16 protein-coding genes are annotated in these 19721 nt (G+C 68.9%); 2 read left to right on the top strand and 14 right to left on the bottom strand.

Features of this window, described 5'->3' with window-relative positions:
- Position 1: 1 nt before the first annotated feature.
- The 7 genes from fdhF to J3S89_RS03600 all read right to left on the bottom strand — a co-directional run bounded on the left by fdhF (position 2) and on the right by J3S89_RS03600 (position 8681).
- The gene (fdhF, locus tag J3S89_RS03630) at positions 2 to 2839 is read right to left on the bottom strand and encodes a formate dehydrogenase subunit alpha (RefSeq protein WP_217926110.1); all 2838 of its coding nucleotides are present in this window, start codon (positions 2837 to 2839) and stop codon (positions 2 to 4) included.
- An 8-nt stretch (positions 2840 to 2847) separates the two neighbouring features.
- Positions 2848 to 4401 carry an NADH-ubiquinone oxidoreductase-F iron-sulfur binding region domain-containing protein gene (locus J3S89_RS03625; RefSeq protein WP_217926109.1) on the bottom strand — a complete coding sequence of 518 codons (1554 nt, stop codon included), beginning with the start codon at positions 4399 to 4401 and terminating at the stop codon, positions 2848 to 2850.
- Positions 4398 to 4871, bottom strand: a complete 474-nt coding sequence (locus tag J3S89_RS03620) for a formate dehydrogenase subunit gamma (protein WP_217926108.1) — start codon at positions 4869 to 4871, stop codon at positions 4398 to 4400. The genes J3S89_RS03625 and J3S89_RS03620 overlap by 4 nt, the downstream gene beginning before the upstream one ends.
- Before the next feature lie 166 nt (positions 4872 to 5037).
- On the bottom strand, positions 5038 to 5940 hold the full coding sequence (locus tag J3S89_RS03615; protein WP_217926107.1) for a LysR family transcriptional regulator: 903 nt from the start codon (positions 5938 to 5940) through the stop codon (positions 5038 to 5040).
- Positions 5937 to 6650 (bottom strand): HAD family hydrolase, encoded by a 714-nt coding sequence (locus tag J3S89_RS03610; protein WP_217926106.1) that lies wholly within the window; start codon positions 6648 to 6650, stop codon positions 5937 to 5939. The genes J3S89_RS03615 and J3S89_RS03610 overlap by 4 nt, the downstream gene beginning before the upstream one ends.
- 342 nt (positions 6651 to 6992) lie before the next feature.
- The gene (locus J3S89_RS03605; protein ID WP_217926105.1) at positions 6993 to 7862 is read right to left on the bottom strand and encodes an NAD(P)-dependent oxidoreductase; all 870 of its coding nucleotides are present in this window, start codon (positions 7860 to 7862) and stop codon (positions 6993 to 6995) included.
- Between the two features lie 39 nt (positions 7863 to 7901).
- A complete protein-coding gene (locus J3S89_RS03600; RefSeq protein ID WP_217926104.1) occupies positions 7902 to 8681 on the bottom strand; it encodes a transporter substrate-binding domain-containing protein in 780 nt (259 codons plus the stop codon).
- Between the two features lie 111 nt (positions 8682 to 8792).
- On the opposite strand from J3S89_RS03600, the gene J3S89_RS03595 reads away from it, so the two are divergent.
- Positions 8793 to 9518, top strand: a complete 726-nt coding sequence (locus J3S89_RS03595) for a ParB-like protein (protein ID WP_217926103.1) — start codon at positions 8793 to 8795, stop codon at positions 9516 to 9518.
- Positions 9519 to 9528: 10 nt separating this feature from the next.
- On the opposite strand, the gene J3S89_RS03590 is transcribed toward J3S89_RS03595, so the two are convergent.
- From J3S89_RS03590 to J3S89_RS23350, 5 genes are all read right to left on the bottom strand, one after another.
- Positions 9529 to 10704, bottom strand: coding sequence for an alpha/beta hydrolase (locus J3S89_RS03590; RefSeq protein WP_217926102.1), 1176 nt, complete (start codon positions 10702 to 10704; stop codon positions 9529 to 9531).
- 177 nt (positions 10705 to 10881) lie between these two features.
- The gene (gene mobB, locus J3S89_RS03585; protein WP_217926101.1) at positions 10882 to 11406 is read right to left on the bottom strand and encodes a molybdopterin-guanine dinucleotide biosynthesis protein B; all 525 of its coding nucleotides are present in this window, start codon (positions 11404 to 11406) and stop codon (positions 10882 to 10884) included.
- 92 nt (positions 11407 to 11498) lie between these two features.
- Positions 11499 to 13970, bottom strand: a complete 2472-nt coding sequence (gene torA / locus J3S89_RS03580) for a trimethylamine-N-oxide reductase TorA (RefSeq protein WP_217926100.1) — start codon at positions 13968 to 13970, stop codon at positions 11499 to 11501.
- A gap of 31 nt (positions 13971 to 14001) precedes the next feature.
- The gene (locus J3S89_RS03575; protein ID WP_217926099.1) at positions 14002 to 14670 is read right to left on the bottom strand and encodes a molecular chaperone TorD family protein; all 669 of its coding nucleotides are present in this window, start codon (positions 14668 to 14670) and stop codon (positions 14002 to 14004) included.
- On the bottom strand, positions 14667 to 15830 hold the full coding sequence (locus J3S89_RS23350; RefSeq protein ID WP_338019777.1) for a NapC/NirT family cytochrome c: 1164 nt from the start codon (positions 15828 to 15830) through the stop codon (positions 14667 to 14669). The genes J3S89_RS03575 and J3S89_RS23350 overlap by 4 nt, the downstream gene beginning before the upstream one ends.
- Positions 15831 to 15993: 163 nt before the next feature.
- Here J3S89_RS23350 and dorR point away from each other — a divergent pair, with 163 nt between their 5' ends.
- Positions 15994 to 16692: a two-component system response regulator DorR gene (gene dorR, locus J3S89_RS03565; protein ID WP_217926097.1), complete on the top strand. Its 699-nt coding sequence runs from the start codon at positions 15994 to 15996 to the stop codon at positions 16690 to 16692.
- Here dorR and J3S89_RS03560 read toward each other — a convergent pair.
- Positions 16674 to 19067 carry a hybrid sensor histidine kinase/response regulator gene (locus J3S89_RS03560; RefSeq protein WP_217926096.1) on the bottom strand — a complete coding sequence of 798 codons (2394 nt, stop codon included), beginning with the start codon at positions 19065 to 19067 and terminating at the stop codon, positions 16674 to 16676. The two genes, dorR and J3S89_RS03560, sit on opposite strands and share 19 nt — an antisense overlap.
- Positions 19068 to 19178: 111 nt before the next feature.
- Positions 19179 to 19673, bottom strand: a complete 495-nt coding sequence (locus tag J3S89_RS03555; protein WP_476643701.1) for an Lrp/AsnC family transcriptional regulator — start codon at positions 19671 to 19673, stop codon at positions 19179 to 19181.
- Positions 19674 to 19721 lie beyond the last annotated feature (48 nt).

Below are 19721 nucleotides of genomic sequence, written 5' to 3'. Positions count from 1 at the left end.
CTCACTCCGCCGCCGCGATGCGCCGCGCGTCGCGGGCCTGTCTGTCGTAGTCCTCCTGCCACGCGGTCGGCCCGTTGGAGGGCGAGACCTGCACGGCGGTGACCTTGTATTCCGGGCAGTTGGTGGCCCAGTCGGAGTTCTCGGTGGTCACCACGTTGGCCTGGGTCGCGGGGTGGTGGAAGGTCGTGTAGACCACCCCCGGCGCCACGCGATCGGTGATCACCGCCTTCAGCGCCGTCTCGCCGGCCCGGCTCGCCACCTTGACGAAATCGCCGTCGCGGATGCCGCGATCCTCCGCGTCCTGCGGATGGATCTCGAGCACGTCCTCGGCATGCCAGACGACGTTGTCGGTGCGCCGGGTCTGGGCGCCGACGTTGTACTGGGAGAGGATGCGGCCCGTGGTGAGCAGGAGCGGGAAGCGCGGCCCCACCTTCTCGGTCGTCGCGACGTATTCCGTCAGCATGAACTTGCCGGTGCCGCGCACGAAGCCCTCGACATGCATGATCGGCGATCCCTCGGGATGGGCGGCATTGACCGGCCATTGCAGGCTCTCGCGTTCGAGCCGCGCGTAGGAGACACCGGCGAAGGTCGGCGTCGCCCGGGCGATTTCGTCCATGATCTCGCTCGGATGGGCATAGGCCCACTCGAGGCCCAGCGCCCGGGCGAGGTCGACGGTGATCTCCCAGTCCGCCTTGCCCGATTTCGGCGTCATCACCTTGCGCACCCGCTGGATGCGCCGCTCGGCGTTGGTGAAGGTGCCGTCCTTCTCGAGGAAGGTCGCGCCCGGCAGGAACACATGGGCGTAATTGGCGGTCTCGTTGAGGAAGAGATCCTGGACCACCACGCATTCCATCGCCGAGAGCGCGGCGGCGACGTGTTTCGTGTTGGGGTCGGACTGGAGAATGTCCTCGCCCTGGACGTAGAGCCCGAGGAACGAGCCCTCGATCGCCGCGTCGAACATGTTGGGGATGCGAAGCCCCGGCTCGGCGTCGAGGCTGACGCCCCAGAGCTCCTCGAAGAGCGAGCGGGTCGCGTCGTCGGAGACGTGCCGATAGCCGGAGAACTCGTGCGGGAACGAGCCCATGTCGCAGGACCCTTGCACGTTGTTCTGGCCGCGCAACGGATTCACGCCGACGCCCGGCCGCCCGATGTTGCCGGTCGCCATGGCGAGATTGGCGATCGCCATCACCGAAGTGGTGCCCTGGCTGTGCTCGGTGACGCCGAGGCCGTAATAGATCGCGCCGCGCCCGCCGGTCGCGTAGAGCCGCGCCGCCGCGCGGATCTCGCTGGCCGGAACGCCCGAGATCGCCTCGACCGCCTCCGGCGCGTGGCGCGGGTCGGCGACGAATTCGGCCCAATGGGAGAAGTCTTCCCAGTCGCAGCGCTCGCGCACGAAGGCCTCGTCGACGAGCCCCTCGGTCACGATCACATGGGCGAGCGAGGTCAGCACGGCGACGTTGGTGCCGGGCCGGAGCGCCAGATGATGGGCGGCCTCGACATGCGGGCTCTTCACCAGATCGATCCGGCGCGGATCGATGACGATCAGCTTCGCGCCCTGGCGCAGCCGCTTCTTGAGGCGCGAGCCGAAGACCGGATGGCCGTCGGTCGGATTGGCGCCGATGACCACGACGACGTCGCTGTCCTCGACCGAATCGAAGTTCTGCGTGCCGGCCGAGGTGCCGAAGGCGACCTTCAGCCCGTAGCCGGTCGGTGAATGGCAGACCCGGGCGCAGGTGTCGACGTTGTTGTTGCCGAAGCCGGCGCGGATCAGCTTCTGGACGAGGAAGGTCTCCTCGTTGGTGCAGCGCGAGGAGGTGATGCCGCCGATCGACCGCCGCCCCGCCTTCGCCTGGATCCGGCGGAATTCGGACGCGGTATGCTCGATCGCCTCGCGCCAGGTGACCTCACGCCAGGGATCGGTGATCTTGGCGCGGATCATCGGCTTGGTGATGCGCTCGCGATGGGTGGCATAGCCCCAGGCGAAGCGCCCCTTGACGCAGGAATGGCCGCGATTGGCCTCGCCGTCCTTCCACGGCACCATGCGGACGACCTCCTCGCCGCGCATCTCCGCCTTGAAGGTGCAGCCGACCCCGCAATAGGCGCAGGTGGTGACGACGGAATGTTCCGGCTGGCCGATCGCAATCAGGCTCTTCTCCGACAGCGTCGCCGTCGGGCAGGCCTGGACGCAGGCGCCGCAGGAGACGCATTCCGACCCGAGGAACGTCTCGTTCATCCCCGGCGAGACCCGGCTCTCGAAGCCGCGGCCCGAGATCGTCAGCGCGAAGGTGCCCTGCACTTCGGCGCAGGCCCGGACGCAGCGCGAACAGACGATGCATTTCGAGCTGTCGAAGGTGAAATAGGGGTTCGACTCGTCCTTGGCCAGAGCCAGATGGGTCTCGATCTCGCTCGTCTTGCCGTAGCGCACGTCGCGCAGGCCCACCTTGCCGGCCTGGGTCTGCAACTCGCAGTCGCCGTTGGCCGCGCAGGTGAGGCAGTCGAGCGGATGGTCGGAGATGTAGAGTTCCATCACCCCCCGGCGCAGCTTCTTCAGCCGTTCGGTCTGGGTATGGACGACGATCCCCTCGTGCACCGGCGTGGTGCAGGAGGATGGCGTGCCGTTGCGCCCCTCGATCTCGACCAGACACATCCGGCACGAGCCGAAGGCGTCGAGCATGTCGGTGGCGCAGAGCTTGGGGATCTCGGTGCCGATTTCCATCGCCGCGCGCATGATCGAGGTGCCCTCGGGCACGCTGACGCGCTTCCCGTCGATGGTGAGGCTCACCATCTTCTCGGATTTCGAGGCGGGCGTACCGAAGTCGGTTTCGGGAACGAGCGACATGGGCGTCCTCACTCGGCGGCGGCGGGCAGGCCCGCGCGGCGGAAGTCGTCGGGGAAGTGGGTCATGGCGGAGGTCACCGGATAGGGGATGAACCCGCCGAGCGCGCACAGCGAGCCGAACTTCATCGTCTCGCAGAGATCCTCGAGCAGCGTCAGATCGGCCGCCCCGCCCCGCCCCTCGAGCACCTTCTCCATCACCTCGCGGCCGCGCACCGCGCCGATCCGGCACGGGGTGCACTTGCCGCAGCTCTCGATCGCCCCGAATTCGAAGGCGAAATGCGCCATCTCGGCCATGTCGGCGGTGTCGTCGAAGACGACGATGCCACCGTGGCCGATCAGCCCGCCCGCCGCCGTGAAGGCCTCGTAGTCGTAGGGCGTGTCGAAGAGCGAGACGGGGAAATAAGCGCCGAGCGGCCCGCCGCACTGCACCGCCTTGACCGGCCGGCCCGTCGCCGTGCCGCCGCCGATCGTCTCGACGATCTCGCCGAGCGTCACGCCGAACGCGGTCTCCCAGAGCCCGCCGTATCTCACGTTGCCGGCGATCTGGATCGGCATGGTCCCGCGCGATCGGCCCGCGCCGAAGTCGGCATAGGCTTGCGCTCCTTCGGCGAGAATGAACGGGATCGTGGCGAGCGAGAGCAAGTTGTTGACCACCGTCGGCTTGCCGAAGAGACCGGCGATCGCCGGCAGCGGCGGCTTGGCGCGCACGATGCCGCGCTTGCCCTCGAGGCTCTCCATCAACGCGGTCTCTTCGCCGCAGACGTAGGCCCCGGCGCCGACGCGCAGCTCGAGTTCGAACGCCCGGCCAGAGCCGTCGATGTTCGGCCCGAGATGACCCGCCGCGCGCGCGATCTCGATGGCGCGGGCGAAGGTGGCGTTGGCGTGCGGATATTCCGAGCGCGAATAGACGAAGCCCTTGGTGGCGCCGACGGCGAGTCCACAGATCACCATGCCCTCGATCAGGCAGAACGGGTCGCCCTCCATGATCATCCGGTCGGCGAAGGTGCCGCTGTCGCCCTCGTCGGCGTTGCAGATGACGTATTTGCGGTCCGCCTTGGCCATGGCGACCGTCTTCCACTTGACCCCGGTCGGGAAGCCCGCGCCGCCGCGCCCGCGCAGGCCCGACAGCGAGACCTCCTCGAGCGTGCCGATCTCACCCAGCGCCAGCGCCCGCTTCAGGCCCTTCCAGCCGCCGAGGGCCGCGTAGTCGTCGAGGCTCAGCGGATCGACGATGCCGCAGCGCGCGAAGGTCAGCCGCGTCTGGCCGGCGAACCACGGGAAGTCGTCGGTCTTGCCGATGCAGGTCGGATGATCGCCGCCGGAGAGGAAATCGGCTTCGAACAGCGAGGCGACGTCGTCGGCCACGATCTCGCGATAGCCGACACGGCCGAACGGCGTTTCCACCTCGACCAGCGGCTCGAGGAAGAAGGCGCCGCGCGAACCGTTGCGCACGATCTCGATCGCGAGGCCGCGCTTCGCCGCCTCCTCGGCGATCGCCGCCGCGACCGCGTCGGCCCCGAGCGCCAGCGCCGCGACGTCCTTCGGAACGAAGATCCGGCTCATCGCGTCACCTCCTCGACCAGGCGCGCGGCGCCGACCTTGTCGATCCGGGCGACCGGCTTGCCGTCGACCATGGCGTTGGGACCCATGGTGCACAGGCCCAGGCAATAGACGGGTTCGAGCGTCACCCGTCCGTCGGCCGAGGTCTCGTACCACTTCAGCCCGAGCAGGGCGGCGATGCGGTCGCCGATCTCGCGCCCGCCGCGCGACTGGCAGCTCTCGGCGCGGCACACCTTGACGACGTGCTCGCCGGCCGGTTCCTCACGGAAGTCGTGGTAGAAGGTGACGATCCCGTGCATCTCTGCACGGCTGACGTTGAGCGCGCTCGCCACCATCGGCACCGCCTCGCGCGGGACATGGCCGAAGGTCTCCTGGAGCGCATGCAGGATCGGCAAGGCCGGACCTTCCAGCTCGAGATGGGCGTCGATGATCTCGCGGGCGCGCGTCGCGTCCCAGGGGGAGGGGGCTGCCATGGCTCCTCTAACGGCTCCAATCGGTTTAAATCGGCCGCATCGAGCCCGAAGAGCGTTCGGTATTCAATAATGATGTTCCGTCGGTCGATAGAAATTCCAAATCGATTGCGCCGCATCAATATGAGATGAACTATCGAACAATTCGCTTCGCGGCGGCTCGCGGCCTTCAGGCGGCATCGCCGAGCGAGGGCGCGAGCCGGCGCGCCTCCGCCGTCAGCGCCTCGATCAGCGGCGGTCGCAGGTCGCGCGCCGTGGTGACGAGGCCGATGGTGTGGAATTCCTCGGGCTCGACGATCGGGATGACGGCGATCGACGGCGCATGGAGCCCGAGCGCCTCGGCGAGGATGCGCGGCATCACGCTCGACCAGCGCCCGGTCCGCACATGGGCGGCGAGCACCATGATCGAATTCGATTCGAGCTTGGCCTCCGCCGTCAGCCCGACCTCGGCGAAGAGGTGATCGATGATGCGCCGGTTCTGCATGTCCGGCGTGAGCAGGCAGAGCGGGATCCGCCCGACCTCGGCCCAGGTGATCGTCTCGCGCCCCGCGAAGGGTCCGTCGCCGCCGGTGACGAGATGATAGCGCTCGCGATAGAGCGGGGTCGCGGCGACCTTTCCGAGCGGTTCGTTGTCGAGATAGGTGAGGCAGGCGTCGATCTCGAGGTTCTCGAGGAGCCGCAGCGCCTCGGCGGAATTGCGCGAGAAGATCGAGAGCTTCACGTCCGGCCAGCGCTCGGAGAAGGCGGTGGTGAGCCGCGAGACCATCGGCAGCGCAGTCGGAATGACCGCGAGCCTCAGATGGCCGGTGAGCCCGCGCCGCATCGAGGCGACGTCGTCGCGCATGGCGCGGTGGTCGCCGACGATCCGTCGCGCCCAGTCGAGCGCCTTCTCGCCCTCCGCCGTGAAGCCGATGAAGCGCGACCCGCGCTCCACCAGCGGTGCCCCGAGCGCGTCCTCGAGCTGCCGGATCGCCGAGGAGAGCGTCGGCTGCGACACGTGACACGCCTCCGCCGCCCGCCCGAAATGCTTCTCGCGCGCCAGAGCGATGAGATATTCGAGCTTGTCGATCATCGGACCGCCGCCCCGGCGATCCCGGCGATCGCCTCGGGCACGTCCTCGATCCGCGCGAGCCGGCGGAACCGCGGCGCGTCGTCGGGGACCTCGGCCAGCTCGTGGGTCCAGGTGACGTGATAGGGAATGTGCAGGCCCCAATAGCCCGCCTGCAGCGCCGGCAGGATGTCGGAGGCGGCGGAATTGCCGACCATCACCGCCTCGCCTTCGCCCGCGCCGAAGCGCCCGAAGATCCGCGCATAGGTCGCCGCCGACTTCTCCGAGACGATCTCGATCGCGTCGAACGCCTCCGCGAGCCCCGACCGCGCGATCTTCTGCTCCTGGTCGAGCAGATCGCCCTTGGTGATCAGCACCAGTCGGTGGCCGGCGGAGCGCAGCCCCTCGAGCGTCTCCACCACCCCCGGCAGCGGCTCGACCGGATGTTCCAGCATGTCGCGCCCGATCGCCAGAAGCTCGGCGATCACCGAGGGCGGCAGCGCCGCGTCGCCGACCGCCAGCGCCGTCTCGATCATCGACAGGGTGAAGCCCTTGATGCCGTATCCGTAGAGCTTGAGGTTGCGCCGCTCGGTCGCCTCCAGCCGCTCCACGAGATGATCGGGCGCCGCATGCGCGCCGAGGAGATCGGCGAAGCGCTGATGCGAGAGCTGGAAGATCGTCTCGTTGTGCCAGAGCGTGTCGTCGGCGTCGAACCCCAGAATGCGCAGTGCCATGGCGTCCTCGAACGGCTGAGGCGCGAAGACTAGGGGGCAGCAGGGATCGGATGCAAGCCGCTCGTGCGGCCGAGGCCGGAAGATCGACGGCGGCGGGGACGAGCGCGCAGAGGGGAGCAGCGGGATGCGGGCGGACGATCGTCGAGGAAACGACCGCCCGCCGAACGGCGGCCTCGTTGTTGTTCTGGTTGCGGCCGCGGCTCTGTTTCCCGTGTGCGCGGTCGTCCTAATTCGACTCGAAATCGTATGCAATCGAATCCGAATGTGAAACGGACCCTTCTCCGCGACAGAGTCGACCGCGCGTGGACGCGGTCGCTCTCATTCGATGAAAATTGGCGGAATTCAGCGCTCCAGCCGGGCGATCAGCGCCGAGGTGTCCCAGCGACCGCCGCCCATGGCCTGGACGTCGGCATAGAACTGATCGACCAGCGCGGAGACCGGCAGCCGCGCCCCGTTGCGCCGCGCCTCGTCGAGGACGATGCCGAGATCCTTGCGCATCCAGTCGACCGCGAAGCCGAATTCGAACGATCCCGCGTCCATCGTCTTCCAACGGTTCTCCATTTGCCACGACTGGGCCGCGCCCTTGGAGATGGTGGCGATCAGCTTCTCCACGTCGAGCCCGGCCTTGTGGGCGAAGTGGATCGCCTCGGCGAGCCCCTGGACGAGACCGGCGATGCAGATCTGGTTGCACATCTTGGCGAGCTGGCCGGCGCCGGCCGGACCCATGTGGGTCGTGGCGCGGGCGAAGGCGGCGATCACCGGCTCGGCGGTGGCGAAGGCGGCCTCGGTGCCGCCGACCATCACGGTCAGCACCCCGTTCTCCGCGCCGGCCTGACCGCCGGAGACCGGCGCGTCGAGGAAGGCGAGGCCGAGGCGTTCGGCTTCCGCCGCGAGTTCGCGGGCGACGTCGGCCGACGCCGTGGTGTGGTCGCAGAAGATCGCGCCCGGCTTCATGCCGGCGAAGGCCCCGTCGGGGCCGGTGGTGACGGCGCGCAGGTCGTCGTCGTTGCCGACGCAGGCGAAGACGATGTCGCAGTCCTTCGCCGCCTCGGCCGGGGTCGCCGCGAAGGCGCCGCCGTTGGCCGCGACCCAGGCCTCGGCCTTGGCGGTGGTGCGGTTGTAGACCCCGACGTCGTGGCCGCCCTTGACCTTGAGATGCCGCGCCATCGGCGCTCCCATCACGCCGAGCCCCAAAAATGCGACCTTGGCCATCGTCGTCTCCCTGCGAGGTTGGTGGTACGGGCGACCGCCTCAGCGGATCGCGAAGGGGAACCAGTGGCCGGCGAGACGATCGAGCGTCCCGTCGCGGCCGATGTCGAGCAGGGCCTTGTCGAGCCGCGCGCCGAGGGCGCGATCCTCGTGGCGGAAGGCGATGCCGGCGCCGTCGCCGAAGCGCGCGGGGTCGAGCACCTCGCCGCCGACGAACCGCGAGACCCCGTCGGGCGCCTCGCCGTCGAGCCAGCGATAGAGAGCGAGCGTGTCGCCGAACACCAGATCGACCGTGCGCTCGGCGAGCGCCGCGCCGGCCGCCGCCTCGCTCGGGAATTCGACCAGCGTCGCTTCCGGATGGGTCGCCTTCACGTGCAGCGCATGGGCGGTGCCGGCGCGCACGCCGACCCGCAATCCGGCGAGCGAGGCGTGTTCGGGATCGCGTGGCGCGTCGACCGTCCGTCCGACCCAGCGCGGCGCGACGCGGTGGTAGCGAGAGGTGAAGTCGACCAGCCGCCGCGTCGCGTCGGTGATCGGGATCGAGGCGACCAGCACGTCGGCGGTGCGCTTCTGCAGGCTGGGAATCAGCGCGTCCCAGCCGACCGCGACGATCTCGCAGGTCGTCTCCAGACGCCGGCACAATTCTTCCGCCACCTCCACGTCGAAGCCGACGACGCGGCCGTCGTCGCCGACCCGGCTGAAGGGCGGATAGGCGCCGTCGGTGGCGATCCTGAGCCGGACCGGATCGCGCGCGCCCGCCGGCGCGGCCGACGTGGCGGCGGCGATGACGGCGACGGCGAGGAGGCGGAAGAGGGCGCGCATTCGGATCTCGACCGGAGACGGGGGCGACGGAGTCGCGACCCCGCCGGATCGGTCCTATAACACGGGATGCGCCGTCGCGCGCCACCCCCGATCCATGGACGCCGCCTCCCCATGACCGCTCCCATTGCCCTCGACCGTCTGCGGCCGACCCAGCTGACCCTCGGGATGGACGACGTCCGCCGCCGCCGCGCCAAGATCGCGGCGATGAACGCCGCCGATCTCGCCGCCTATCTCGAGCGCAAGGCGGTGCCCCACGTGATCGGCCCGGAGGGGCGCGTCTACATGACCGATCACCACCATCTCGTCCGCGCCCTGTGGGAGGAGAACAAGCCCCACGCGATGCTCGGCCTCTGCGTCGCCGACTGGTCGCGCCTGGACGTGAAGACCTTCTGGACGCGCATGGACGACGAGGCCCTGTGCTGGCCGATCGACGCCGACGGCAATCGCCGCCCCTTCGCCGCGATCCCCGATCACGTCTCGCGCCTGACCGACAACCCCTGGCGCACCCTGGCGCGGCGGGTGCGCGGCAAGGCCTTCGCCGACCTCGACACGCCGTTCCAGGAATTCATGTGGGGCGACTATTTCCGCTCCTTCATGAGCCGCCGCCTGATCGAGACCGACGTCGGTCTCGCCACCGATCTCGCCCGCCGTCTCGCCCGCCTCGACGAGGCCCAGGACCTGCCCGGTTGGCTCGGCGCCGACGACGGCGAGCGGAACGGCAAGGACGAGAAGGCGGGGAAGGCGACCAAGGCGGAAAGGACGGAAAAGGCCGGCAAGACCGCCGAGGGCCGTCGCGACGACGACACCGACGACGGCGCCCCGGGCGACGGGGGCTGAGCGCTGCGCCTCAGCGCCCCGCGCCGATCACCGTGAAGGGCGCGCCGACCACCGTGCCGGCGACGCCGCCGACCGCGCCGAAGGTCCCCGACACCACCCCGCCGACCCGGTCGCCGAACCCGACGCGGCTGTCGGAGATCGGTTGCCCGGCGATCAGGCGGCTGCCGATCAGCCGCACCACGTCGCCGTCGGCGGCAAACTTGCCGTGGGCGAGCCGGTCGGACGTGGAGACGTCGGTGAGATCGAAGACGTGGACGTTCTCCTTCTCGAGCGTCGACTTCCACGGCTCGACCCGGGGGTCGATCGCGCCGACCCGGTCGACGTCGCCGGCGATGAGCCTGGAGACGTCGAGCGCCTTGTCGTCGCGCGACACGAACAGCGACACCCTCGGCCGTGGCTGGCCGAGCCGGGCGATCTGGCGGCGGAACACGTCGCCGTCGATGTCGGGGGCCGCCAGCACCACGTCGTGGATCTTGGCCGGCAGGCGGCCGTCCTTGATGGCGATCTGGCGCAGCGTCTCCATCGTCAGCCACGTCCCCATCGAATGGGCGAGGATCGAGATCTGCGAGATGTCGCGGTCGGCCGCCGCCGCCCGGATCAGGGCCTCGAAGGCGTCGCGCGAATAATTGGTGCTCTCGCGATCGTAATTGTAGGCGACCAGCGTGCCGCGCGACGGCCAGGTGAACAGGATCGGTGTGAAGTCGGTGCCGGAATCGTGGACGAACTGGGCGAAGCGGAACACCGCGTCGTCGTAGCGGGTGTTGAACCCGTGCACGAAGATCAGAGCCCGGCCGTTGCCGACCCGGCGGAACCACGCCTCGGCGCCGGCCTCGTCGTGCTCGACCCGGCGGATCACCGCGAAGGAGCGGGTCGGATCCGGCGGCGTCGAACTCGGCCATTCGACCTCGCCGACCTTGCGCTGCGGATCCGGCGGGATCGACACCACCATCTCGGTCTGATGGATCGTCTTGCCGCGCTCGCCGTTGAAGAGGCGGGTCTCGTCGTCGACCGGCTCGCGGGTGGTCACCACCAGCATGTCGACCGTCGAGGCTCCCGGCGGCAGCGGTCCGGTGACCCCGAGGACGCCCTCGGGGCGGCCGGAGCAGGCGGTGAGCACCAATCCCACCGTCAGAACGGCGATCGGACCGTACCGGCGGCCGGGCGAGGGGCGAGAGGTGGCGATCATGCATCCGTTCCGTTGCGCGGCCCCTCGGGCGAGGCCTCTCGGTGCGCCATTGTGGGCGAGCCGCCCGTCGACCACAAGCGCGGCCTTCGCGCGCGCCTCAGGCGATGCGGCGGTCTCCACGGGTGGGGACCGCCGAAGGAGGAGCGGGGGACGGGAACGGAGGGGCGAGCGGGCGCCTCAGCCGCGCGCGACGAGCGCGGGCGATGCGGTCTCGCCGAGACGGGCGAGAATGAAGCGCGCCACCGTCTCCGGCCGGTTCAGATCGAGCCGCGGCACGCCGAGGCCGACCACCGGCACGTCGGAGGCGACGGCGACGATCGGCGAGCCCGGCCGCCACATCAGGGCATGACCCGCGCTCGGGCGGTGCACCTCGATCGACGGGAGGCCGTGGGTGTGGAAGCCCTCGACGAGGACGAGATCGACCGGCGCCAGTCGCGGCAACAGATCCTCGAGCGTCGGTTCGGCCTCTTCGCGCACCTCGTGGAGGAGCGCCCACCGGCCGCCGGAGATCAGAAGGACCTCCTCGGCCCCGGCCTCGCGATGGCGCCGGGAATCCTTGCCCGGCCTGTCGATGTCGAACCCGTGATGGGCGTGTTTGACGGTGGAGACCGTCGGGCCGTGCGAACGGACGATGGGCAGCAGCCGTTCCATCAGCGTGGTCTTGCCCGAACCGCTGCGACCGACGAGGCCGAAGATCATCATGACGGGGGTCTCCAGGGGAAGGGCTCGGAGGGGGTTCCCCCTCCGAGCCGGAGGTGCGTCCGGGCGGGGGCGAGCCGCCCGGACGGGGAGGCTCAGGCGGCGCCCTTCGGGGCGGTGAAGACGCCGATGGTGACGGTGGGGCCGGTGTATTTCTCGACCTCGCCGACGGCGGTGTGACCGCAGTTGCCCTGAGCGAGTTTGGACGTGCCGATGTCGACGGTGAGGACGTTGGCGTCGCCGTAGCGGCAGAGCGTTCCGGGCTTGCCGCCTTCCAGCGGATCGTACCAGCCGCCTTCGTTGACCCGGATCACGCCCGGACGAATGGCGTCGCTCACCTTGGCGCCGGCGAGGATCTGACCGCGATCGTTGTAGACGCGGACGACGTCGCCGTCCTTGATGCCGCGCGCTTCCGCGTCCTTCGTGTTGATGAGGCAGGGCTCGTGACCGGCGATCGCGTAGGTCTCGCGCAGCGAGGTCCCGCAGAGCTGGGAATGCAGACGGCTCTTCGGGTGGCTGGTGTCGACGTGCAGCTTGTACTTGGTCGTCGGACCGCCGAGGCGCTCCACCGGCTCGTACCACATCGGATGCGGACCGCAGTCGTCGTAACCCATCTTCTCGATGTTCTTCGAGTAGATCTCGATCTTGCCAGACGGCGTGCCGAGCGGGTTGAGGAGCGGATCCTCACGGAACTTGCCGTAGCGCACGAAGGTCTTGCCGACGGTGACCGGGAATTCGACCACACCGGCGCCGTTCCAGAAGGCGTCGAACTCCGGCATGGCGATCTTCTTGGCCTTGGCCTGGGTCAGAGCGGCGTCGTAGAACGACTTGATCCAGTCCATCTCGCTCTTGCCTTCGGTGAACTCCTTGCCCTTGCCGAGCTTCTCGGAGATCAGCGCGAAGATCTCGTAGTCGGTCTTCGATTCGAACACCGGCTCGATCACCTTCTTCATCGCCAGGATCGCCGAGCCGGCATAGTCGCCGACGCTCTCGATGTCGTTGCGCTCGTAGGAGGTGGTCGCCGGAAGGACGATGTCGGCGAAGCGGGCGGTCGGGGTCCACTGGAAGTCCTGCACCACGAAGGTGTCGAGCTTCTGGAAGGCGGCGACCTGACGGTTGCGGTCCTGATGGTGGGCGAACGGATTGCCGCCGACCCAATAGGCCATCTTGACGTTGGGGTACTTGGCCTTCTTGCCGTTGAAGTCGAATTCCTTGCCGGGGTTCATCAACATGTCGACGACACGGGCGCAGGGGATGGTCGCGGCACCCGCCTCCGTCATCCAGGCGGCGCCTTCCTTGGCCTTGCCGCCGTCGGTGATGCCGGTCAGCACCGGCGCGTCGGCCGACGGCGCGCCGCCGTTGGCATAGTGATAGGAGAAGCCGAAGCCGCCGCCGGGCAGACCGATCTGGCCGAGCATCGCCGCGAGGGTGACGAGCATCCAGTGGCGCTGCTCGCCGTAGTGCTGGCGCTGCAGCGAGAAGCCGCCGGCGAGCATGGTGCGGTTCTTGGCGAAGGCCCGCGCCAGTTCCTTGATCGTCTCGGCGGGCACTTCGCAGATCTCGGCGGCCCACTCGGCCGATTTCGGCTGCTTGTCGGTCTCGCCCATCAGATAGGGCAGGAACTTGTCGAAGCCGGCGGTGTAGTCCTTCAGGAACTTCTCGTCGTGGAGCTTCTCGACGACGAGCGTATGGGCGATGCCGAGCATCAGCGCGACGTCGGTCTGCGGGCGCGGCGCGATCCACTGGGCGCCGAAGAAGTCACAGGTCTCGGTCTTGACCGGATCGATGCAGATGACCTTGGTGCCCTTGGCCTTGAGCGCCTTCATGCCCTCGTAGCCGCCATGATCGCCGATCGTCCAGCTGATCTGGTTGGTGACCATCGGGTCGGCGCCCCAGAACACCATCAGCTGGGTCTCGGCGACGACGACCGGCCACACCGTCTGCTGCTCGTACATCTCGAGCGTGCCGACGACATGCGGCATGATCACCTGCGCCGCGCCGGTCGAATAGTCGCCGGAGGCGTTCACGAAGTTGCCCTTGAGGTTCATCATCCGCCGGAGCAGGCTCTGGCAGTTGTGCAGCCGGCCCGGACTCTTCCAGCCGTAGGACCCGGCGAAGGTCGCGGTCGGGCCGTAGGTCTTCTCGACCCGCTGCAGTTCCTTGGCGATGAGATCGATCGCCTGATCCCAGGTCACGCGCACGAAGTCGCCGGCGCCCCGGGTCTCAGGCGCAGCGCCGGGGCCCTTCTCGAGCCAGGCGCGGCGCACCATCGGATATTTGATGCGGGTCGGCGAATAGATGCTGTCGAGGACGCCGGCGAGCTGATGGCTCGGCGCCGGATCCTTCTCCCAGGGCTTCACCGAGACGACGCGACCGCCTTCGACCTTGGCGCGGAAGGCGCCCCAGTGGCTGCCGGTCAGCACCTCGCCGTCGGGCGTGGCGGCACGGGCGCCGACCGAGAGCAGCGACGGGCCGGCGAAGCCGAAGACGCCCGCGGCCAATCCCCATCCGAGCAGGCTGCGCCTGGACATTTCGGCCTGGAATTCCGTGTCGGAGACGATGGACATCGGTCTCTCCTTCGTTGTCGCGTGATCGTCGTCACGCCTTTCGGGGTTCGTTTCGAGGAGTGGATGCGTCGGAGGCGTGCTCGATCGCGGCGACGAGCAGGCGGGCTGCGGCGGCGAAGACGCCGGTGCCGTCGGCATGGGCGAGGTCGTCGGCGAAGGTCGGCACCCAGGCGCCGAGGCGCCGGGCGAGGGCGTGGCGATCGGGATGGCCGATCGCCACGAGACGGGCGAGGAAGGCGGTCTCGATCGACAGGTGGTCGGCCGGTTCACGCTCGAGCGCGGCCGAGAGATCGTGCGCGGCGAGCAGCCGTTCCATCTCGCCGGTCGGGGCCTGCCACATTCGCCCGCCGCAGCGATGGACCGACTCGTAGGGCGCGACGGTCGACGGACCGCCGAGGCCGAGGAAGAGGAGCCCGAAGACCGGGGCGAGCCGGCGCGCCAGTGTCGCCTCGTCCTCGGGGGTCTCGATCGTCGCCCGGAAGGCGGCGATCGGCGCGGCGAGCGTCGCGCCGTCGGCGAGGCGCGTCAGGAGATCGGCCGCGGCGCCCCGGCGGAGCGAGAGGAAGGTCCCCTCCTCCGGCGGAGCCGCGAACAGCCCGGCCAGGAGGAGGAGGAGGGAGGCCGCGTCCTCGGTGGCGTCGAGGAGGAGGGCGGCCGGGGTGGCGGCGGGGCGAGCGCGGACGGAGGAGAGGTCGGTCATTTGTGACCTCCCGTGTCTCCGGCGTTGAGCTGCACCCATTTCTGGAGGAAGCGGAACTGCTCGTCGTCGAGCGCCACGAAGCGCTTCATCGCATTGAGATTGCCGATCCACTGGTTGGCGAGATAGTGGCCGGTCTGCGGCGCGGCGTGACAGAGGCCGCAGGAGGCGTTGTACATTTCCGCGCCGAACGACTCGAGTTCGGGCGTGTTGCGGGTCAGCATCGCCGAGGAGATCCAGGCGCCGAGCGAGGCCTCGGTCCACTTCTGCTCGGTGTCGGGGTCGGTCATGGTCTTGCCGTGCTCGACCTTGTCGAGCGTGTCGGACCCGAGAGCGGCGACGAAGATGCGTTTGCCCTGGAGGGCATAGAGCATCCGTTCGGCGCCCTCCTGCTGCCAGCCGGAGATCTTCACCTTCAGGAAGTCGCCGTCTCGGGCGAGCACCTCGACCGGGGTCGGCGCGAGCAGGCGCCCGTCGACGGCGGCGCTCTCGGAGGCCGGCTTCTCGAGCCAGAACCCCTTGGTGACGAGCGACGTCGGCTTGTCGCCGGCGGCATAGGTGGCGCCCTTGGAGGCGTCGACCAGCGCGGAGAAGATCGACTTGTAGCCGGTCGTCATGTCCGGCAGCTTGTGGGCGATGCCCTTGTGACAGTCGATGCAGGTGCCGCCTTCCTTCCAGGCCTTCTGCATCTGGTCGGAGGCTTCCTTCTTCTTCTGATGGGCGAAGTCCATCGCCTCGAAGGAGTGGCAGTTGCGGCACTCGCGGCTGTCGGAGGCCTTCATCCGCGCCCATTCGTGCTTGGCGAGCTCGAGGCGGTGTTCCTCGAACTTCTCGGGCGTGTCGATGTAGCCGGTGACCTTGCCCCACAGTTCCTTCGAAGCCTGGACCTTGCGGACGATCTTGTGCGTCCAGTCCTTCGGCACGTGGCAATCCGAACAGATCGCCCGTACGCCGGCCGGGTTCGAATAGTGGATGGTCTTCTTGTATTCCTCGAAGACCGTGTTCCGCATCTCATGACAGGAGATGCAGAATTCGAGGCTGTTGGTCGCCTCCATGGCGGTGTTGAAGCCCCCCCAGCCGATGATGCCGACGGCGATGCCCACCGTTCCGGCCAATCCCAGCGAGGTCGGGCGCTTCAGGAGATCGAGTGCCTTCTTCCACACGGCTCTGTTTCCCTCGACCGATTTGCGTCGGGGAGGACCATGGGCCGGGGCGGTGAACGGCTTTCGCTCGAGCGATGAACGCGATGTAGAGAATTGTAAACGGATGTGAACCGCCGACGCCGCCGTCTTGACGGATCTCGCGCGCCGCTGTTCTTGAGATCCCATGAACAAAATCCACCACGTCCTCGTCGTCGAAGACGATCCGGTCTCTCGCCAGACGCTCGCCGCCTATCTGCGCAAGGACAACCATCGCGTTTCGGAAGCGGAGAACGGCGAGGCGATGCGGCGGGTCTTCGCCGGCGGCGACGTCGCGGTGATTCTGCTCGACATCAACCTGCCGGGAGAGGACGGCCTGTCACTCCTGCGGGAGTTGCGCCGGCAGTCCGAGGTGGGGGTCATCATGGTGACCGGCCGCGACGATCAGGTCGATCGCATCGTGGCGCTTGAACTCGGCGCCGACGACTACGTCACCAAGCCCTACGACATGCGCGAGCTCCTGCCGCGCACCAAGAATCTCGCGCGCCGCGTCGCCGCCGCGCGGTTGGTGCGCGAGGACGAGTCGATCAAGTATTTCTCCGGCTGGCGGCTCGACATCCCCCATTGGAGCCTGACCGACGAGGCCGGACGCGAGGTGCGCCTGACCCGGGCCGAATTCGAGCTCCTGGCGACGCTCGTCTCCCATCGCGGCCGCATCTTCACCCGCGACGCGCTGATCGATCACGTCAGCCGGCGCGACCGCGATCCGCTCGACCGCACCGTCGACGTCCTGATCGGTCGGCTGCGCCGCAAGATCGAGGCCGATCCGGCGCATCCGAAACTGATCATCACCGTCCACGGCATCGGTTACGTCTTCGCCGGCTGACCCGCCGCGATCGTCTCCCAGGCGCCGTCGAGCGCGGTGCGAGCGGCGACGAGGACGCCGAGGAGATCGTCGACCGGCTCGTCGATCCGGCCCGCGTCGGCGCGGGCGAGCCGCTCGACCTGGGCGGCGCGATCGGACAGTCCGGTGAGCCCGACGTGGCGCGACGAACTCTTCAGCCGATGGGCGATCTCCGCCACCTCGATCCGAGCTCCCTTCGCGACGGCGCGGACGAGGTCGCCGTCGACCGGCGCGGTGGTGCGCCGCCACGTCTCGACGATCCGCTCCGCCTCGTCGAAGCCGAGCACGGCGACGTGTTCGGCGAGGACGCGCCGGTCGATCGCGGCATCGGCGCCGGGGCTTGCGAGCGGGCCGGCCGCCCCGGAGGCCGGCGAGGCGACGCCGAGCACCCGGCGCAGGAGCGCCTCCAGGCGGGCGGCGCGGAACGGCTTGCCGAGAAAGTCGTTCATGCCCGCCGCCAGGCACGCCTCGATGTCGTCGTGCAGCGCCTGCGCCGATTGGGCGACGATCGGCACAGCCGCGCGGCGCCGGTCGGCGAGCCCACGGATGCGCCGCGTCGCCTCGAGCCCGTCGATGTCGGGCAGACGGATGTCCATCAGAACGATGTCGAAGTCGTGGACCGCGGCCGCGGCGACCGCCGCCTCGCCGGTCGCCGCGATCACCGGATGATGGCCGGCGCGTTCGAGCAGGCCGCGCGCGACCAGGGCGTTGACCTCGTTGTCCTCGACCACCAGCACCTCGAGCGCGCGCGTCGGCAGGGCCGCCGGGGCGCCGGTCCCGTTCGCGGCGGCGGGCGAGGTGCTCGCGCCGTTCGCGAAGGGAACGGTGAAGGAGAAGCGGCTGCCCTCGCCGGGCCGGCTGTCGAGCGTCATGTGCCCGCCCATCAGATCGACGAGGCGCCGGCAGATCGCGAGGCCGAGGCCGGTGCCGCCGTAGCGGCGCGCGATCGATCCGTCGGATTGGGTGAAGGGCTCGAAGACCGCCTCGTGGCGCTCCGGCGCGATGCCGATGCCGGTGTCGGCGACGACGAAGCGCAGGACCCGCGTCTCGACCGAGCCGCCGAGATCCTCGACCGAGAGGCGGATGGTGCCGGCGGGGGTGAACTTCACCGCGTTGCCGACGAGATTGAGCAGGATCTGCCGCAGCTTGCCGGGATCGCCGACGACCGTCGCCGGCGCCGTGAGATCGACCACGAGATCGAGGTCGGGTTTGCGCCGCGCCATCGGCCGCATCAGGCCGACGACGGCGTCGACCACCGCCGCGACCGGGAAGGCGACGTGTTCGAGATCGAGCACGCCGGCCTCGATCTTGGAATAGTCGAGAATGTCGGCGACGACCGAGGAGAGGATCTCCGCCGATCGCCCGACCGCCTCGGCGCGCTCGCGGGTGGTCTCGTCGAGCGGGCTCGCCCGCAGCAGTTCCGCGACCCCGAGAATGCCGTGGATCGGCGTGCGGATCTCATGGCTCATGTTGGCGAGGAAGGCGGACTTCGCCCGGTTGGCCGCCTCCGCCTCCTCCTTCGCCTTGCGATATTCGGTGACGTCGACGAGGATGACGACGGTACCGAGATATTTCTCGGAGACGTCGAGCATGCGTTGCCTGCGGATGTCGAACCACCGCCGGCCGAGGCGGGTGTCGAGCTCGCGTTCGCACACCGGCTCCCGGCAGCTCTCCACGTCGAAGCCGAGCAGCGCCGTCAGATCGAGCGAGGCGCCGCCGTAATAGCCGGCGCCCGGGGTCCGCGTCACCGCGAAGAGCCGCGCGGCGGCATGGTTCATGTTCTCCACCCGGCCGTTCTCGCCGATGAGGAAGACCGGATCGTCGAGGCTCTCGAAGATCGTGAGATAGCGGTTCTTCTCGTTGGTGATCAGCCGGTTCTGCGCGCGCAGCTGCTCGACGTCCTCGACCGCCGAATGATCCGCCCACTCGTCGCAGAACCCGACCTCCATCCGGTCGAAGAAATTCTCGATCACCGCGACCCAGGCGCGTCGCTCGTCGTCGTCCGCCGCCTCGTCGCAGGCGAGATCGAGGTAGGTCCGCCGATAGCTCTTCATCAGACCGAGGAAGAGGCCGAGGGTGATGCCACGGGTGCGATGCCGGCGCGCCGCCTCGATGCCGTAGAAGGCGATGGGGTCGCGCCCGTATTCGGCCTCCGCGACCACGGCGGTGCAGGCCCGCCCCTCCGCCAGAACCGCCAGGAGCGGCGTCGAGAGCCCCCGGATCGAGGCGCGCCACGCCTGCTCGAGCGTCGAGGTGAAGGGCGTGTAGCCGCGCGCCTTGGCGTAGTCGATGATCCGCGCCGTGAGCCGATCTTCGTTCGCCGCCACGACGTCGTGGAGCCGTCGCATCTGGTCCATGCCGTCGTCCCGTCTTCGAACATCGCGACCTCGGAGGTCACGCACCATAGTCGAAGAAACGCGGCCGCGCTTCAGGAGGAATGCCGACGCCGCCCGCCCGACGAGGGGGCGTCAGCCGCTCGACTTCTCCGGTCCCGGCTTTTCCACCGGCACGTATTGGAGCGGCAGGGCGGTGGTGTACTTGATCTGCTCCATCGCGAAGGTGGTGGAGACGTCGGCGATGTCGATCTTGGCGATCAGACGCTTGTAGAAGGCGTCGTAGGCCTCGATGTCCGGCACCACCACCCTGAGGAGATAATCGACCTGCCCGGCCATCCGGTAGAATTCGACCACCTCCGGCATCTGCGCCACCACCTCGGCGAAGCGCTTCAGCCAATCGTCGGAATGGGTGTTGGTGGTGATCGAGACGAAGGCGGTCACCTTGGTGTTGACCTGTTTGGGATCGAGCACCGCCACCCGGCGCAGGATGATCCCGTCCTCCTCGAGCTTCTGGATCCGCCGCCAGCACGGCGTCGTCGACAGGCCGACCCGCCGGCCGATCTCGGCGACGGGCACCGTGCAGTCCTCTTGCAGGACCTGAAGGATCTTGCGGTCGATGCGGTCGATCACGGCGAAGGCTCCGAGTGAAGGGTATGAATTTCCAAAACCGTCGCC

Origin of the sequence: Pinisolibacter aquiterrae, from assembly GCF_019160155.1 — a bacterium.
GTDB classification, from domain to species: Bacteria; Pseudomonadota; Alphaproteobacteria; order Rhizobiales; family Ancalomicrobiaceae; genus Pinisolibacter; species Pinisolibacter aquiterrae.
The sequence above is the reverse complement of the archived record's forward strand: the minus strand, read 5'-3'. Positions and strand labels throughout refer to the sequence as shown.

Bases quoted from the DNA above. Each gene is read 5' to 3' on its own strand.
- J3S89_RS03615 (WP_217926107.1), bottom strand. From the start codon at position 5,940: ATGATCGACAAGCTCGAATATCTCATCGCTCTGGCGCGCGAGAAGCAT.
- dorR (WP_217926097.1), top strand. From the start codon at position 15,994: ATGAACAAAATCCACCACGTCCTCGTCGTCGAAGACGATCCGGTCTCT.
- J3S89_RS03590 (WP_217926102.1), bottom strand. From the start codon at position 10,704: ATGATCGCCACCTCTCGCCCCTCGCCCGGCCGCCGGTACGGTCCGATC.
- J3S89_RS03595 (WP_217926103.1), top strand. From the start codon at position 8,793: ATGACCGCTCCCATTGCCCTCGACCGTCTGCGGCCGACCCAGCTGACC.
- J3S89_RS03600 (WP_217926104.1), bottom strand. From the start codon at position 8,681: ATGCGCGCCCTCTTCCGCCTCCTCGCCGTCGCCGTCATCGCCGCCGCC.
- torA (WP_217926100.1), bottom strand. From the start codon at position 13,970: ATGTCCATCGTCTCCGACACGGAATTCCAGGCCGAAATGTCCAGGCGC.
- J3S89_RS03560 (WP_217926096.1), bottom strand. From the start codon at position 19,067: ATGGACCAGATGCGACGGCTCCACGACGTCGTGGCGGCGAACGAAGAT.
- J3S89_RS03575 (WP_217926099.1), bottom strand. From the start codon at position 14,670: ATGACCGACCTCTCCTCCGTCCGCGCTCGCCCCGCCGCCACCCCGGCC.
- J3S89_RS03625 (WP_217926109.1), bottom strand. From the start codon at position 4,401: ATGAGCCGGATCTTCGTTCCGAAGGACGTCGCGGCGCTGGCGCTCGGG.
- mobB (WP_217926101.1), bottom strand. From the start codon at position 11,406: ATGATGATCTTCGGCCTCGTCGGTCGCAGCGGTTCGGGCAAGACCACG.
- J3S89_RS03620 (WP_217926108.1), bottom strand. From the start codon at position 4,871: ATGGCAGCCCCCTCCCCCTGGGACGCGACGCGCGCCCGCGAGATCATC.
- J3S89_RS03605 (WP_217926105.1), bottom strand. From the start codon at position 7,862: ATGGCCAAGGTCGCATTTTTGGGGCTCGGCGTGATGGGAGCGCCGATG.
- J3S89_RS03610 (WP_217926106.1), bottom strand. From the start codon at position 6,650: ATGGCACTGCGCATTCTGGGGTTCGACGCCGACGACACGCTCTGGCAC.
- fdhF (WP_217926110.1), bottom strand. From the start codon at position 2,839: ATGTCGCTCGTTCCCGAAACCGACTTCGGTACGCCCGCCTCGAAATCC.